Here is a 15574-nt window from a genome sequence, read left to right on the forward strand (position 1 = left end):
ACCATGCCTGAACCTCATAATCGCCAAAGAATAACAATGCAGTTGACGATTATCAATGAAATCAGTGTTGTTATTTCTGAAGCATTATTCGGGCTCTTTTTGCATTTTCAGTTATTGCACTGCAACAATCGATTCGGCACCAACTGCTGGGAATTCCCCTTATCCCGACTCGCTGAATTGTTCTCATAAACACCTCAAGTTTGTTCAATTTATTCTCTGCCCGGATTGAAAATCCTTGCTATCCAGTGATCTGTTTTCAGGGGAACAATCAGTCCCGGTTATGGAGATGTTATATTCCTCCGGGAGTGGGTCTCCTTCCAGGGTGAAGGTCTATGTTGAGCTTGAACGAGCGGCAACTGTCAATCGATATGTGAGGGAGATGATTTGAAGCAACAACTTCTCGGTGTGGATCTGGCCTGGCATAGCGACAGCAATCCAACGGCTTTGGCCAGTGGAGAGTTGGTTGAAGGTGTGCTCAAGCTGCGGACAATCGAGGTCGGCCTGTTTCCTGTCAATCAACTGATGAGACATCTGAGCGCTATTGACGGTTTGTCGGGAGTCGCCATCGATGCCTCGCTGATCATCCCCAATCAACATGGCCAGCGGCCATGTGAAAAAGCCCTTTCCAGAGTCTACGGATCCAGAGGGGCAGCCTGCCATGCCTCCAATACCACCCTCTATCCCCAAGCGGATAGCGTGGCGTTGTCCAGTCAGCTCAGTAGAGAGGGTTTTCAACATTTAGGGCAGGCCAAGTGGCAGATTGAATGCTACCCCCATCCTGCGATGATCGAGTTCTTCGGGCTCGACCGTAGACTGCTCTATAAGAAAGGTCCTGTGGCACAAAAACGGGCCGGTCAGAAACAGCTGGCGGAACTGATAGGTCGCCTGATCAGCAGCCCGGTGTTGCCACTCGAAATCGATCCGGATCTGCACAACTATTTCGATCCGGCAGAGATCGATCAGCTTGCAGGCAGGTCATTGAAGTCCAATGAGGATGCTTTGGATGCGGTGATCTGTCTCTATATTGCCGGTCTCTATGCGCTCAACACCCCAGGCTTGGTTTTCGGTGATGTGGAAACGGGCTATATCTGGGTACCTCAGGGAAGCAAGCTTGCGGATCAATCCGCTTTGTAACCCCATGCGGCATAGACAGGGTCGGAGCAGGGCGTCTGACCTGCATAGATGTCATTGGCAGGTCGTGGCCAGCCTTGGGCTGAGAAGGTATTGAGATTGTTATAGCCGGCCTGGCGCAACCACTGGGTTACCATTCCAAGCCGTTCAAACGCATGCAATTCGCTCCATATCCTGATCGCCTTGGTGGGAAACCATCGGTTGCTGAAGCTGACCAGCAGAATGCCACCGGGTCGTAATACCCTCAGGGTTTCCGCCAGTATTTCGGTGGGTTTTGTCAGATATTCGATGGCTGCTGTGCAGAGGATGGCATCAAGGCTGTCGCTGTCAAACGGCAGATATGGCTTCCGGTTCAGATCCTGTGCGATTCGGGTCTCTGCAAGCCGGTTCTGCGACAACTCCTGTTCGTTCATCCCCAGCAGGTGCAACTTGCTCAGATCGGCTCCCTGCAGATGGGAATCAAAGCTTGCCATCAGGTCGAGTACCTCGGCCCGGGGCGGGATAAGTCTCCGGTAGAGTGCATTGAGATGCTGACGCGCCAGGGAGTCAAGATGTTGGATCAGGCGGGGTGTGGCGTAGAATGCTTCATCCGCTCTCTCATCCATGCGTGTCAGGCCGTTGGCATCATCTCCGAAATCAATATCCTTTCCACGCTCCAGTGGTGTTGTCAGACCCGGATATTTCAGTAACTCATCCAGGAGGCTGTCACAGCGACCGCTCCGTTTGTCGTACCCCGGCTGGACCCTGTCGATACTAAGTTGCAGTTTGATGCGGGTTCTGGCCAGAGGGTGGTTGAGATCCAGCTTCATCTGCTCTTTGCTCAGTTCGATGATCCTGGCTGGTTCGGCCGCTTCACTGTAGATACCGGCGACCCCCTTGAAAAAACCTTGCGGGTAGAAGCGTCCCAGTCTGGGTGTGACCTCGAGTCCCGGGCAATGGTGGCGATCGAAATAGGCTGGATTGGTGACAATCTGGCGTGTTAATTGCCAATTCTCCACGACATCGCCGGGGTGGATAGGGGCTTCAAGGCGGTCTCCCTGCTGCAGCCCGCAAAGATTCCAGGCGATTGCCGGCGGTAGCCTATCCACCTCACGCCAGATACTGAACTTCTCAACATGAAACCTCTCCACATGGGATGCCTGCTCATCAGACCAGTGGGCTGTCAGAGTGACTGAGGCCAATCCCTGACCTTCCAGGACCCGGGGTGGCTCTGTTTGTTTGGTCTGCTGGTTCATGGTTCTCCACCGGTAATACCTTGATTTCCGATGGTACAAATATTAGGTCAAATACTTGTACAAAACAAACTAAAATGTACAATTATTGTCATAGCCTGAAAGAGAACAACGCCTGTGCCAAGTGCAGGAGGGTATTTTCAATGAATGGTTTGGATCCCTATGCCGATCTACAACAGGTATGCAAACAACTCGACTCAATAACCGAGCCTCTGCAGATCGAGAGGGTTGAGCATGGAATTGGCTATCTGTTGGAGGTGATTGCGTCTGAATCTCTGCATCTTGCGGAACCATTTTCGAAGAGTTACACAGGAATTTGGCAGAATGCCAATGATCGGTAACTCATCAGTCAGTTGCTACGGGTTACGTCGTTTGAATCCGTTTCTGGGTGTTCTGCAGATCATCGAACTGGATGGTGGACGGGCCTCAACGACCAACGGCAGGGTGTGGCATATCGAGTTACAGGTTGTCCGACATGGCGGTTGGGGAAGTCTCAATGCCCATGCATCGATCAATAACTGGCAATTGGTCGGTCTCTGGTCTGAAAAGGAGGGTTTGATCAAAGCACCGATGATAACCGGCGATTGGCATGACGATCTGTGTAATCTGCTGATAAAACAGATCCTGCAACACCATCATGAACTACCCTTTCCTTTAACAGACCGGCGTGAGTTATGGTTACTGGATCAGACAGATCTCAAACCGCTGGCGCTGCTGATGTCAATGCTGCCAGGACCCAGACACAGCAATCACAAACCCCGCTTCTGGCGAGGCTGTCTGGAGCGTTCCAGGGTTGGCGGAGACCACCACTTTACGGAAATCGATCGGTTGGAGAGGCTGGTCAGGAAAAGAGCGGGTTTTCATGTCAATCACCTCTGGGTGACCTGGGATGTGGATCGTCAGTATGCCGAGACCGACCAGGGTGAGCGGATCGACCGGGCCGGTTTACCAAGCTTTGGTCTGACAGAAGATTGGCCGGACGATCAGAGTCGTGCCCTGGTGCAACGATATGTGGATTGGATCGCCCCCGCGCTGCTGACCCTGCCAACCCTGCAGGAGGCAGAGCGGCGTCGGCTGGAATCGAATCTGGGACGGCGAGCTTCCCAGATTGAGTACTATTGGCGACTCTATCCGGAAATACTGGATCAGGATAAAATCATGACTCCCAGGGTGCAGACCAGATTGACAACAGATAACAGTGGGATAACACGATGATCGAGCTTGGCCATGTGGCGCTCTATGTGAAAAATCTGCAGGCTTCAGTAAACTTCTATTCAGCAGCGCTGGGCCTGCAGGTACAGGGTCAGATCTTTGGTGGCAAAGGAGTCATGTTCAGTGGTGGACGTACCCATCACGAGTTATTGCTGATTGAGGTGGGAGAGGCGCCCGGTCCACTTCAGGGTCGCCGAACCGGTCTTTATCATATTGGCTGGAAAGTGGGTGATCAACTGGCTGCGCTGAAACAGGCCCTCGACCGACTCAACGAAGCCGGTATTCAGATAGCCGGTCTTTCTGACCATACGGTCAGTCAGAGTATCTATCTTGTAGATCCGGATGGTAATGAGATCGAACTCTATGTGGATGATCCGTCCATCGATTGGCAGCAGGACAAAAGCTGGATCGATGACCCGGTCAAACCCCTCGACCTCTCCTCATGAACCGACTGTTGGTGACTAGCCTGATTGTTCTGTTATCGGTCGCGTCGATGGGCTGTGCACAGAATCCATCACAGTTGATGACTGTTTCCAGTGTGGATTTGCAACGCTACCTTGGCAACTGGTATGAAGTTGCCAGACTACCCAATCGCTTTCAGAATCATTGTGCCGGTGAGGTAACGGCAAACTACAGACAGCTTGAGACTGGCGATATTCAGGTCATCAATCGCTGTCGGGATCAACAGGGCGGGATGGATGAGGCGAAGGGTATCGGACGTATCGTGGATAGTCGTTCGAATGCGAAACTGGAGGTCAGTTTCGTTTCCCTGTTTGGCTGGAATCTGTTCTGGGGTGACTATTGGATCCTGGGACTTGGCAATGATTACGACTACGCCGTGGTTGGCATGCCGAGCAGAAAGTATTTGTGGGTATTGTCGCGGCAACCCAAAATCACCACAGATAAATGGCAACTGGTTGAGCGTATTGTTCAAGCTTCCGGCTATGATCCGGCCAAACTGTTAAAAACGAAGCAATAGACGCCAAATCCTCCACACGCCCCAGCCCAAGCAGCACCCCAGGGACACTCCAGCTTGTGTCAGAAAGTCCTTCTTACTGAACTCTTCCGCTGTTTTATAGATCAGTAATTTGTCACAAAGTAGCAGTGTCAAAGATCACTTCAGAGATTATTTAAACGACTATTATTTAATTAACTTACTGAATAAAGCAGGCTTACAGTTTGGTAAGTCACCGGTTTCGGTGGAGGAATCCCAGGTTGGTCAGGGTGGAGTCTGTAGAGATTAGAGTGGCTGTGATCGTTTCAGACAGGGTTAAAAAGTCCAAACAAGAATGGATTGCAAACAGAGCGGGGGAAGTGACATGTTGACTGATAATGAACTGCTTCCAGGCATGGATGATACCAGGCCGAAACAGAAAGGCTTCCGGCATATGGTCAAACAGACCTCTGTTCGTGAGTTGGAGGTAATGGCCGTTCGCTTGCGGGATGCGGGTGATGAGAAGGGGGCCGAATATCTCGAACGTCAGGCCGTGGCCCTTCTGGATAAAAAAATATGCCGTAGGGTTTTGACTCAGAGTCGCCAGTCAAAAGCCGGAATTGACGGTAAGGAGATACCTCTGATTGAAAGCCTGGCCTAGCTCCTTTTGGATTTGTGTTTAAGGATTCCAATAACCCGGTGAGTCTCGCCTTGATCAAAGGTCTGTTTTAAGCCCTTAACACGATTGACTCGGTCACTGGGATAATAAAGCCTGAAAACTCTAAAGTATCTATTCAGCAGGCCGCTGTGTGAGAGCAACAAGGATTCTATGACGGACTCCATATGACAATGGATTGATAGTTAGAATTTATGTACTTGGGATAGTTTTAAGTTGTAATAACTACGTAGCAGTAGAACGTGGTGGTAATGGAAGAGTTAATACAGCAGTATGTAGACCACGCCAAGAACGGTTTCTATTCCGTTCACTTGTCAGAGATCTCTAGTAAGGGAAACCAGGCGTTTACCACATCCGATATCCACAATGATAAGGGTGTACTGCTGGCGCCTAAGGGCGTCAATATCGACCAGGGTGTACGACAGCAACTGATCAAGCACAAGTTGCTGAAACCTCTGGACAATCATATCGGTTTGGAACATCAGGCGGATACTCAGAGCCTGATCAGTGAATACAGGCTTCTGTTAGATAAGTATCCTGATCTGCGTCGGATGAACGAGGCCCTGAATTATGGCCCTGAGTTCGAGAAACTGCTTCAACTGGAAAGACTTCATCCTCTATTGACTCAAAAACTGACCGTGCTTGAGGCTCAGATGCATACGGAGTTTGAAAAGAGCATTTTTGCTGCCTGGTTGTCTACCATGATTGCACGGGAGATGGGGCTGAGCATGGATCAGAGGCGTGACACCCTCGTCGCGGCCCTGATACACGATATTGGTCTGCTTCATTTGGATCCTGAAATTGTCTGCAGCAACAGAAAACTCTCCGCTGAGGAGTGGAGGACCGTACGTGCTCATGTCATTATTGGTAAGATTATCGCTGACTCTGTGCCATGTATCTATCCAGAAGTTTCCCGTGCTGTGATAGAACACCATGAGGACTGCTTTGGAGCTGGTTATCCATTTGCTTTGAATGAGGAGCAATTAGGCATACCTGGAAAGATCTTAAACATGACCGACAGCATCCATTCCATCCGCGTCAAATCCTTTCGAAACAGTCAACGGACCCTTGGTGATATCAAACCCTATCTGCAACTTAATCCTACCACCAATGGTTATGAAGTATATCGAGCGACGATGTCTATTATCAAAAAGTCAGGCCTGCAGCCGGTCAGACTGAAAGCTGAAGACTGCCCGCAGGATTATGCCAAGAATCTGGGGAAACAGATCGATATTCTTGGAGAGGCAAAGCAGGCCCTTGATGATATTCACGAGAATCTCTTGGAGCTCAGTGACAGAATAGACCAGCATGATGCCAAGCAACTATCCGCATTAGCCGCAGTCACCCATAGAATACGTTCCACTCTGCATGAATCCGGGCTGTTGAGTAATGAAATTGCTGCTTGGCTGCATAAGGAAAGCGAGTTGTCCGGTGTTGATCAACAGATCATGGGGGAATTCAATGAGATTGAGTTGCTGATCAAAGAGCTAACCTGGCAGATTCGTAATACTGTCCGGATGTTTCATAGTTACAGCGATTCAAAGGCAACTCGTGACACTATGATGCTGGAACACATTGAGACATCGATACAATCGATTCAGGAAATCTTTGATCGGCTGAGTTAGGAGAGGCTGCAAATGGGTGTGGTTGCTGCTCAGATCCTGTGTATGGAAATGTTATTAAACTCACGTTGATGAAAGATCTACACTCAGCATCAATATGCGCTCAGTGATTTTTGGCTTGGTTTCATCTTCTGCTGTATATCACGTAGAGGGTGTAATCAATCTTATCTAAAGCAGAACAACTCTCGCTTAACTGAGCTTTTTATATCAATTGTCGGTAATTCCAAGCCGCTATCGAATGGTACTGTTATGAGAGACGACGCTCGTAATCGTGATAGCTGAACTGTTTGATGATTTCGATGTTACCCTGTTCATGACGAATCGCGATGGCCGGATGTGGGACACCGTTAAACTGGGTGGTCTTGACCATTGTGTAGTGAATCATATCTTCAAAGATCACCCGCTCACCCAACTGCAGTGGTTGATCAAAGGCGTAATCCCCGATGATATCGCCGGCCAGACAGGTAGGGCCGGTGAGTCGATAGGTATAAGGCCGGCTGCCCGCTTCAGCACCATGGCGAACTTCTGCCCGGTAGGGCATCTCCAATACATCGGGCATATGCGCGGTAGCAGAGACATCCAGCAATGCGATGGCGACACCGCCCCGCTCGATCAGATCCAGTACCGTTGCGACCAGCGGGCCTGTATCCCAGGCGATGGCTGAGCCGGGTTCAAGCACAATATCCAAATGTGGATGGCGTTGCCGAAAACCTTTTAACATCTCGATCAGAGCCGCTACATCGTAACCCTTGCGAGTCATCAGATGGCCACCACCCAGATTGCACCACTTCAGCTTCGGCAGCCAGTGAGCAAACTTCTCTTCCACCGCCTGGATCAGTCTGAAAGTCGCATTGGAGTCGGATTCGCACAAGGCGTGTACATGCAGGCCTTCAATACCGGGTGGTACCCCCGCTGCGGCCTGTTCCACTGAGATACCCAGCCTGGATTGATTATCACACGGATTGTAGAGGTCGGTTGCCACCTCATTAATGGTTGGATTGACTCGCAAACCGCAGGACTTTTCTGCGGCCAGTGCCTGATCACCGAATCGTTGCCATTGGGAGAGGGAGTTGAAACTGATCCGTTCGGCCAGTGGCAGCAACTCGGGAAACTCCGTTTCAGAGTAGGCTGGGGCGTAGAGATGAACATGCCCGCCGAAGTGGGTTTTGGCCAGCCGCGCCTCATTGTAGGAACTGGCGGAACAGCCCGACAGATACTCACGCACCATGGGGAAGGTCGACCACATGGCAAAGCCCTTCAGTGCCAGAATGATATGGCAGCCAGATGCCTTCTGTACCCGATCGATCAGTTGGAGATTTTGTCTCAGTTTGGCAGCTTCGAGCAGGTAGCAGGGCGAGGGCAGTGATTCAAATTCACTACTCATCAACAGGCAACGTGTCGATATCGATGTCAAATTCCTGGTCCTGCCAGGGCAGGCCATAACGGTTGAGATCTGCCATGAAGGGATCCGGATCGTACTGCTCCATATTCCACACACCGGGCTTGCGCCACTTGCCTTGCAGAATCATCTTGGCGCCGATCATTGCCGGTACACCGGTGGTATAGGAGACACCCTGGGCCCGGGTCTCCCGATAACAGGCCTGATGGTCACAGACATTGTAGATATAGCGGCTGACAGGCTGGCCCGCCTTTTCACCCTTGATGATGCAGCCGATATTGGTTTTTCCTTTGGTGCGGGGCCCCAGGGTAGCCGGATCCGGCAGCAGTGCCTTGAGAAACTGCAAGGGTACGATCTGCTGTCCCTGAAACTCGATCGGCTGGATGCTGTCCAGTCCAAGGTTCTGGATCACTTCGAGATGTTTCAGATAGCTTTCACCGAAGGTCATCCAGAAGCGCATCCGCTCTACCGGAATATGTTTGGTCAGAGATTCCATCTCTTCATGGTAGAGCAGGAACATCTTGCGCGGGCCGATCTGCGGGAAATCGAATACCCGGGAGATCTCCATCGGTCTGGTTTCAACCCATTGACCGTTTTCATAGAAGCGACCGTTGGCGGTGACCTCCCGGATGTTGATCTCCGGATTGAAATTGGTGGCGAACGGATAGCCGTGATCGCCTGCATTGCAGTCGAGAATATCCACCTGATGTATGCGGTCGAAATGGTGTTTCAGCGCATACGCAATGAACACGTTGGTGACGCCGGGATCGAAACCGGAACCGAGCAGGGCGGTCAGCCCCGCCGCCTGGAATCTCTGCTGGTAGGCCCATTGCCATTTGTACTCGAACTTCGCTTCGTCCGGTGGCTCGTAGTTGGCCGTATCGAGATAGTGCATGCCGGTCTCGAGACAGGCATCCATGATGGTCAGATCCTGATAGGGCAGAGCGACATTGATGACAAGCTGGGGCTCAACCCGTTTGATCAGTTCGACCAGCTCCGGCACATTGTCCGCGTCCACCTGGGCGGTCTGTATCGTCGTGGAATCGATCTCACTGGCTATCTGATCACACTTGGAAAGGGTTCGGCTGGCCAGCCAGATTTCACTGAAAACCTCAGTGACCTGGGCACACTTGTGAGTGACGACTCTGCCAACGCCGCCTGCACCGATTATCAAGACTCGACTCATGGTTCAACTTCCCGGAGAGATTAGGAATATGTGCGGATTTTAGTCCCAGATTATGGGTTTTGTCTTGTGCTTTTTTTCAGCCTGCAGAGTTTAATAAAACTAGAACTATCTGAATATTCCATTGGCCGCGAATGAACGCCAATCACCGCAAATGGAAACAAAAAAATGCAATTGACCTCTGCTGTTCCGTTAACTTTGATCGATATGATACAACGAGTTAATTTCAGTAGGTTTCACTAGTCTATAGAGGTTTGTGACATGAAAAGAGATAACCAAGCAGAAGATTAAGACTAGAAAATGCACCAATCATCAGTGTACCTCTCAGGGAGAGAATAGCTCCCCTCTCACCTTGCGGGAGAGAGGCTGGGGGAGAGGAACTTTTATGCATCTCCTTGGATGATTTTGAGTTAACGGTACAGTAGTGATCGCCTGTGATTGTTTTGCTGCAATTGGTGTCCATTCGCGGACAGAAAACTAAGGCACCCGTCGGAACATCCACCAGGCCAATCCCATGAAGAACAGCAGCGGTAAAGCGGTGGCGAACAGGGCATTAAACGAGTAAACCACAGCCATATAGGAGAAGGCCCGGTTGAGCAGGTAGAACACAATCCCCAGCATCGCTCCGACGAATACCCGCTGTCCCACACTGACACTGCGTAGAGATCCGAACACGAAAGGGATGCTCAGCAACAGCATCACCAGGGTGACCAGAGGTGCGGCGAGCTTGCCCCAGAAGGCAACTTCATAACTGACCGATGCCTGCCCATTGTTTCGCAGATAGTCGATGTAGCGCCACAGGTCCCAGGCAGCGAGCATATGGGGTTTCACCGTCAATACATCAAGAGAAGCCGGTTCCAGTTGGGTCTGCCAGGTGAGCTTTTTTTGCTGGCTGACCTGGATGCGTTGATCGCTAAACCGACTTACCGAGACAGCATGCAAGACCCAGCCGTCAGACTCATAGCTTGCCCGTTCAGCATAGATCGCACGGAGTAGGCGGGAAGCACCGTCGTATTCATACAGAGAGACATCGGCCAGTTGCGCATCCGGCAACACCTGACGGATGTTGATGAAGGTGTTGTCGTCACGGGACCAGAACCCGTAGCGGGTCTTCAGACTGATTTGATCGGAGAGCGCCTCCATCTTCATGCGTTGCGCTTGCTGTTCCGTGAGTGGGGCCAGATACTCGCCAACCCAGATCACCGCGGCAAGAATCAGCAATCCTGCCTTCAATACCGATGAGACGATCCTGGCGATGGAGATCCCGGCGGCGCGCATCGCCATCAACTCCGAATTACCCGCCAGAATTCCCAGCCCGATCAGGCTGCCGAGCAGGGTCGCCACCGGAAACAACTCATAGATGTATCGGGGTAGTCCCAGAAACACATAGCTGTAGGCCTTGCCGGTGGTATAACCACGCTCAACATCCTCCAGCTCGGCCACTACCTCAAAAAAGCCGATCAGCACCAGCAGCAGTAACATCACCGCCAGCACACCGGTGAGTACCGATCTTCCGATGTAGCGATCCAGGGTAGTGATCATCCTAGAATCCGTAGTTGGACAGGGTGAAGTGTGCGCTTGTGGGGGGGGAGGGCTAGGCGCAGCGACGCGCAATAACCCGCTAGTGCAAGGAGTTGCAATGCCGCCATACGCCGCCATAAGCGCGCAATTCGCACTGTAGCGTGACTCACCCGGTTAGGGATACCCTCTATCGAAACTTTTTTCATCTCATTCAATAACTTAGCAACATAATGGAGCGGTCAACTGCGGAATCTAGGATCATGCCGGCTGACTCCTAAGACGGCGCCGCAAACGGCGAATCGGCGGCGTATCGGGCAACAGCATCAGCAGGCCGACGACCGCCAGAGTCAGATGGACCCACCAGATACCCAGCCACTCCGGTGTGCGGGCATGGATCATCCAGTTTTCCGCAGCGCCCTGCAGGCTCAGGTAGACGGTGTAGAGCACAAAGGCGAACACCAGCCGGCCAAAGGGGCCCTGTCTTGGCAGAGTCCGGCTCAGGGGGAGGCTCAACAGGGCAAACACCAACAGACCCAGCACCTGGGAGAGGCGAACCTGGAATTCAGCCCGATCCTTGATTGAATCCGAGAGGAGCAGATCGTAACTGGAGAGGGATCTGCGGGTCACTTTCGCCTCTCCACCGGATGAGGCCTTGATCAGCAGTGCATACTCATCAAACTCACTGACCTGATAGTCAGCCTGTCCAGGTATGCCGGCATAGCGCAGCCCATCCTCCAGCACCAGATAGCGGTCACCGGTATTATTGTCGATCCGTTGATATCCCCGTTTCGCGCTCACCAGGGTCAATGCACCCTCCCGGCGCTGTTGTACGAAAACCTTCTGCATGCGGCGCTCATCACTGTCCAGGGATTCCACATAGAGCACCAGATCTCCCTGACTGTATTCGTTGAAACGACCGGCACTGATCCCGGCCAGCTCCATCGCCTGCCCCTGCTGGCTGCTGAGCAGTTCGGCGCTCAGGCGGCCGGCCCAGGGAGTGACATAGAGCGAGAGCCAGCCGGTGATCAGTGCCACCGGCACGACCACCAGGACCATGGATCGGTAGATCCGCATGCCACCGATGCCACAGGACTCCAAGGCCACCATCTCGCTGTCCCGGTACATTCTGCCCACCACATAGAGCACGGCAAAAAAGAATGCCGGCGGGATCAGTCGGGAGAAGTAGACCACCATTTGCAGTGCCAGGGCCTGAGCAAGCAGTTCCGCATGCAGCTCGCCTGTGGCGACCTCCTTGAGCAGCTTGATGAAGCTGTTACTGGAGAGGATCAGGGTCAACACCAGCAGGATCGCCGACATCGCCTTCAATACCTCGCGCAGCAGATAGCGATCGATCAGTGTGATCAAGGTGACTTCCCGTCGGTGGTGTGTATTTCAGAAATCATTCATTCAATTCAGGCTGTTCCGCCGCAAATCCTCGCAAATCAGGCTTAAGTCCGCAAATGGAAACAGCTTTTAACTGACAGCAGAGAGCTCTGGATGGCTGTTTGGCTGGTTGTTATCTGTTCGGACCGGCTAACGGGATCAAATTCCACATGGCCTTATTGAAATACGATCCCCACTGGATAGAACAGATCAGACACTTTTCTATCCCTTCGATTTTCAGGTTGTCGGCTTCTCTTGCCTCCCATAAGATGTGTCACTATAAGTGAGAAACGACTAGAAGAGGCCTTTGACTTCATGGAATACAGCATCAAAACCGGTGACCTGACCAAACAACGCACTGCCTGTTTGATTCTGGGGGTATTTGCCAAGCGGCAACTCTCGCCTTCAGCACTGCTGGTGGATAGAGCCAGCAAAGGCCATCTCAAGGAGATTCTCAAGCGGGGAGACATGAATGGTGAGAGCGGTCAGCAGTTGATGCTTTATGATGTACCGGGGATTCAAGCGGAGCGGGTACTGCTGCTCGGGCTGGGTAAAGCATCCGAGTTGAATCGCAAGCGCTATATGAAGGCTCTCACAGCCAGTATAAAAAGTCTCAATGATGGGCATGCCATCGAGGCTGTCTGGGGTCTGTGCGACGTTGCGGTGAGTAATATCCCCGAGGCCGGTATCGTGCGCGAAACCATCATCCAGTCTGAAGAGAGTCTGTATCAGTTCGCAGAGACCAAAAGCACCGTCAAAAAGCGCCAGAGGCCACTCAAACGGCTGGCTGTCTGGCTCGCTGACAGACGTCAGCTGAAAACGGCGCAGAAGGGCCTGCAGCAGGGTAAAGCCATTGCCAAAGGCATCAAACTGACCAAGGATCTGGGCAATCTGCCCGGCAACTACTGCACTCCCACATACCTGGCGGATCAGGCGAAAAAACTGGGCCGCTCCCATGCCAAGCTGAAGGTGCAGGTGCTGGAAGAGAAACAGATGGAGAAACTCGGTATGGGAGCCCTGCTTTCCGTCTCTCGGGGCAGCCGTCAGCCTGCGAAACTGATCATCATGAACTACCAGGGCGGTAAAGCGGATGCCAAGCCGGTGGTACTGGTCGGCAAGGGACTCACCTTCGATGCTGGTGGCATCTCGCTCAAGCCGGCAGCGGCGATGGATGAGATGAAGTATGACATGTGTGGTGGTGCATCCGTCTTCGGCACCATGATGGCCTGCCTTGAGATGGATCTGCCGATCAACCTGATCGGGGTGGTTCCCAGTTCCGAAAATCTGCCGGATGGGGATGCCAACAAACCGGGGGATGTGGTTACCAGTATGTCCGGACAGACCATCGAAGTGCTCAATACAGATGCGGAAGGACGGCTGATCCTCTGCGATGCTCTGACCTACAGTGAGCGTTTCAATCCGGCCACAGTCGTCGATATCGCCACCCTGACCGGTGCCTGTATCGTTGCCCTGGGCAATCAGGCCTCCGGTTTGATGGCGAATAACGAGGCGCTGGCGGAGGAGTTGCTGGATGCCGGCTCATCCTGTGGTGACCGGGCCTGGCAACTGCCTCTCTGGGATGAATACCAGGAGCAGCTCGACAGCAACTTTGCCGACATGGCCAATATCGGCGGCAAGGGTGCCGGTACCATTACCGCAGCCTGTTTTCTCTCCCGCTACACCAAGAAGTTCAAGTGGGCTCATCTGGATATCGCCGGTACTGCCTGGCGTTCAGGTGCAGCGAAAGGGGCCACGGGTCGTCCGGTTCCCCTGCTGACACGCTTTCTGATGGGGCGTTGCGGATTATGAGTCCGATCTTGAGTTCCGGCTTGACCGGTGTGCTGGATAGTATCCATGACACAGATTGACTTTTATGTACTTGATGAAGGCTCCAGGGGTAATCGTTTCACCTTGACCTGCCGGTTGTGTGAAAAGATCTATCACCAGGGACGCCGTATTCTCATCCATACTGAAAGTGAAGATGAGACAAGACACATGGAGCGTCTGCTCTGGACCTTTCGCCAGGGCAGTTTCGTGCCCCATGGAATTGCCGAGCATTGTGATCACCGTGTCACTCCGGTCATTATCAGTCATCAGCAGGAAGCTGGAGAAGAGCAGGATGTATTGATAAATTTAGGCCGAGAGGTGCCAAACTTTTTCAGCCGCTTCCAGCGGGTTGCTGAAATCATCGACCAGGAGCCACCCGTAGTGACGGCGGGCCGGGAGAGATTCAAATTCTACCGCGACCGGGGTTATCCGTTGAACAAACACGATATCAGATAGATGAGCGACGAAGAGAAAAAGCCGGAAGTTGATGAAGCCATACCTCTGCTGGAGGATGTCGTCGAACCTGATGAGCTCGCTTCAGAATTTCACACCTTCACCAAGCTGCCTGAAGCCTCGGAGGATAGTGGGATTCCCGAGTACGATGAAGTTCTGCTGGCGATGCGTGATGAGATTGCAAAGCAGCTGCAGGATGACCTCAGCAAGATGCTGTCAGAGGTACTCGAACGTGCCATCGAGGAAGCCGGGGAACAGATTACAAGAGCCCTGCACGATGAACTGGATACGACCCTCGAGCAGAAGATCCGGTATCACATCGACCAACGCCTCGATATGGAGTTCGGTCCAAGGGGACAACTCGACCCTGAGCAGGATTGAGCGCCAAAGGATTCTATCCCGATTCAATTTAACTAGCCTTGCCTGTCGGTCATGAAAATCATCCAACTCGACCATCTGGTACTGACCGTCAGAGATATCCAAATGAGTTGCGACTTTTACACGCGCATATTGGGTATGCAGCTGGTGGAGTTTGCCGGTGGCAGAAAAGCCCTCAGGTTTGGATCACAGAAAATCAATCTGCATCAGCATCATAAAGAGTTCGAACCCAAAGCGGCCTTACCAACACCAGGCTCAGCCGATCTCTGTTTTCTGACCGATGTGCCATTGAATGAAGTGGCTGCTCATCTGAAGCAGAATCAGGTTGAGATCATCGAAGGGCCGGTGGAACGAACCGGCGCTGAATGGCCAATTCTATCAATCTACCTGAGTGATCCTGATGGCAATCTTCTGGAGATTGCGAACCGGAAATGATACTGCTGCCTGGTAGTGCGTGTATATTCTCAGGGACCGGGGGTTATTCTCAATTTGGTATGAGTCTTGAGTGGTTGCTAATCAGCATGAAAACGTCACTACGGGATAAGGCTGCGAATTCTGCAAATGAAGGAGAATTTAGCTGTTAAATGGAAGAAGTGTTCTGATTACTATTCGATCAGTCTGTT

General features: G+C 52.1%; 16 protein-coding genes. 11 read left to right on the forward strand and 5 right to left on the reverse strand.

Annotated elements, in window-relative coordinates; genetic code table 11:
* Positions 1–384 precede the first annotated feature (384 nt).
* Entirely contained in the window at positions 385–1134 is a 750-nt protein-coding gene (locus A3193_RS18955) for a DUF429 domain-containing protein (protein WP_069006440.1), read from the forward strand.
* Here the strand turns inward: A3193_RS18955 and A3193_RS18960 are convergent.
* Positions 1119–2366 carry a class I SAM-dependent methyltransferase gene (locus A3193_RS18960; RefSeq protein WP_069015601.1) on the reverse strand — a complete coding sequence of 416 codons (1248 nt, stop codon included), beginning with the start codon at positions 2364–2366 and terminating at the stop codon, positions 1119–1121. The two genes, A3193_RS18955 and A3193_RS18960, sit on opposite strands and share 16 nt — an antisense overlap.
* A gap of 140 nt (positions 2367–2506) precedes the next feature.
* On the opposite strand from A3193_RS18960, the gene A3193_RS18965 reads away from it, so the two are divergent.
* From A3193_RS18965 to A3193_RS18990, 6 genes are all read left to right on the forward strand, one after another.
* Complete coding sequence (locus tag A3193_RS18965; RefSeq protein ID WP_069015602.1) at positions 2507–2704, forward strand: hypothetical protein; 198 nt, start codon at positions 2507–2509, stop codon at positions 2702–2704.
* A complete protein-coding gene (locus A3193_RS18970) occupies positions 2694–3578 on the forward strand; it encodes a hypothetical protein (protein ID WP_069015603.1) in 885 nt (294 codons plus the stop codon). Before A3193_RS18965 ends, A3193_RS18970 begins: the two co-directional genes overlap by 11 nt.
* Positions 3575–4021, forward strand: a complete 447-nt coding sequence (locus tag A3193_RS18975; RefSeq protein ID WP_069006436.1) for a VOC family protein — start codon at positions 3575–3577, stop codon at positions 4019–4021. Before A3193_RS18970 ends, A3193_RS18975 begins: the two co-directional genes overlap by 4 nt.
* 77 nt (positions 4022–4098) lie before the next feature.
* Positions 4099–4554 (forward strand): lipocalin family protein, encoded by a 456-nt coding sequence (locus tag A3193_RS18980; RefSeq protein WP_235615052.1) that lies wholly within the window; start codon positions 4099–4101, stop codon positions 4552–4554.
* A 340-nt stretch (positions 4555–4894) separates the two neighbouring features.
* On the forward strand, positions 4895–5170 hold the full coding sequence (locus tag A3193_RS18985; protein WP_139117075.1) for a hypothetical protein: 276 nt from the start codon (positions 4895–4897) through the stop codon (positions 5168–5170).
* Between the two features lie 266 nt (positions 5171–5436).
* A complete protein-coding gene (locus A3193_RS18990; RefSeq protein ID WP_069015604.1) occupies positions 5437–6810 on the forward strand; it encodes an HD-GYP domain-containing protein in 1374 nt (457 codons plus the stop codon).
* 244 nt (positions 6811–7054) lie between these two features.
* On the opposite strand, the gene nspC is transcribed toward A3193_RS18990, so the two are convergent.
* The 4 genes from nspC to lptF all read right to left on the reverse strand — a co-directional run bounded on the left by nspC (position 7055) and on the right by lptF (position 12275).
* The gene (gene nspC / locus A3193_RS18995; RefSeq protein ID WP_069015605.1) at positions 7055–8191 is read right to left on the reverse strand and encodes a carboxynorspermidine decarboxylase; all 1137 of its coding nucleotides are present in this window, start codon (positions 8189–8191) and stop codon (positions 7055–7057) included.
* The gene (locus A3193_RS19000) at positions 8184–9392 is read right to left on the reverse strand and encodes a saccharopine dehydrogenase family protein (RefSeq protein ID WP_069015606.1); all 1209 of its coding nucleotides are present in this window, start codon (positions 9390–9392) and stop codon (positions 8184–8186) included. Before A3193_RS19000 ends, nspC begins: the two co-directional genes overlap by 8 nt.
* A 474-nt stretch (positions 9393–9866) precedes the next feature.
* The gene (lptG, locus tag A3193_RS19005) at positions 9867–10931 is read right to left on the reverse strand and encodes an LPS export ABC transporter permease LptG (RefSeq protein ID WP_069006430.1); all 1065 of its coding nucleotides are present in this window, start codon (positions 10929–10931) and stop codon (positions 9867–9869) included.
* Positions 10932–11168: 237 nt separating this feature from the next.
* Positions 11169–12275 (reverse strand): LPS export ABC transporter permease LptF, encoded by a 1107-nt coding sequence (gene lptF, locus A3193_RS19010; RefSeq protein ID WP_069006429.1) that lies wholly within the window; start codon positions 12273–12275, stop codon positions 11169–11171.
* A 333-nt stretch (positions 12276–12608) separates the two neighbouring features.
* Here lptF and A3193_RS19015 point away from each other — a divergent pair, with 333 nt between their 5' ends.
* The 4 genes from A3193_RS19015 to A3193_RS19030 are packed head-to-tail and all read left to right on the forward strand — an operon-like array spanning position 12609 to position 15386.
* Positions 12609–14102, forward strand: a complete 1494-nt coding sequence (locus tag A3193_RS19015; protein ID WP_069015607.1) for a leucyl aminopeptidase — start codon at positions 12609–12611, stop codon at positions 14100–14102.
* A 45-nt stretch (positions 14103–14147) separates the two neighbouring features.
* Positions 14148–14576: a DNA polymerase III subunit chi gene (locus A3193_RS19020; RefSeq protein ID WP_069006427.1), complete on the forward strand. Its 429-nt coding sequence runs from the start codon at positions 14148–14150 to the stop codon at positions 14574–14576.
* Positions 14577–14954, forward strand: coding sequence for a hypothetical protein (locus A3193_RS19025; protein WP_069006426.1), 378 nt, complete (start codon positions 14577–14579; stop codon positions 14952–14954). It begins immediately after the preceding gene.
* Between the two features lie 51 nt (positions 14955–15005).
* Positions 15006–15386, forward strand: coding sequence for a VOC family protein (locus tag A3193_RS19030; protein ID WP_069015608.1), 381 nt, complete (start codon positions 15006–15008; stop codon positions 15384–15386).
* The last annotated feature ends 188 nt before the right edge of the window (positions 15387–15574 follow it).

The organism is Candidatus Thiodiazotropha endoloripes (genome assembly GCF_001708965.1).
GTDB lineage: Bacteria > Pseudomonadota > Gammaproteobacteria > Chromatiales > Chromatiaceae > Thiodiazotropha > Thiodiazotropha endoloripes.

Bases quoted from the DNA above. Each gene is read 5' to 3' on its own strand.
- A3193_RS19015 (WP_069015607.1), top strand. From the start codon at position 12,609: ATGGAATACAGCATCAAAACCGGTGACCTGACCAAACAACGCACTGCC.
- lptG (WP_069006430.1), bottom strand. From the start codon at position 10,931: ATGATCACTACCCTGGATCGCTACATCGGAAGATCGGTACTCACCGGT.
- A3193_RS18975 (WP_069006436.1), top strand. From the start codon at position 3,575: ATGATCGAGCTTGGCCATGTGGCGCTCTATGTGAAAAATCTGCAGGCT.
- A3193_RS19000 (WP_069015606.1), bottom strand. From the start codon at position 9,392: ATGAGTCGAGTCTTGATAATCGGTGCAGGCGGCGTTGGCAGAGTCGTC.
- A3193_RS18970 (WP_069015603.1), top strand. From the start codon at position 2,694: ATGATCGGTAACTCATCAGTCAGTTGCTACGGGTTACGTCGTTTGAAT.
- nspC (WP_069015605.1), bottom strand. From the start codon at position 8,191: ATGAGTAGTGAATTTGAATCACTGCCCTCGCCCTGCTACCTGCTCGAA.
- A3193_RS19020 (WP_069006427.1), top strand. From the start codon at position 14,148: ATGACACAGATTGACTTTTATGTACTTGATGAAGGCTCCAGGGGTAAT.
- A3193_RS18990 (WP_069015604.1), top strand. From the start codon at position 5,437: ATGGAAGAGTTAATACAGCAGTATGTAGACCACGCCAAGAACGGTTTC.
- A3193_RS18980 (WP_235615052.1), top strand. From the start codon at position 4,099: ATGACTGTTTCCAGTGTGGATTTGCAACGCTACCTTGGCAACTGGTAT.
- A3193_RS18985 (WP_139117075.1), top strand. From the start codon at position 4,895: ATGTTGACTGATAATGAACTGCTTCCAGGCATGGATGATACCAGGCCG.
- A3193_RS19030 (WP_069015608.1), top strand. From the start codon at position 15,006: ATGAAAATCATCCAACTCGACCATCTGGTACTGACCGTCAGAGATATC.
- A3193_RS19025 (WP_069006426.1), top strand. From the start codon at position 14,577: ATGAGCGACGAAGAGAAAAAGCCGGAAGTTGATGAAGCCATACCTCTG.
- A3193_RS18965 (WP_069015602.1), top strand. From the start codon at position 2,507: ATGAATGGTTTGGATCCCTATGCCGATCTACAACAGGTATGCAAACAA.
- A3193_RS18960 (WP_069015601.1), bottom strand. From the start codon at position 2,366: ATGAACCAGCAGACCAAACAAACAGAGCCACCCCGGGTCCTGGAAGGT.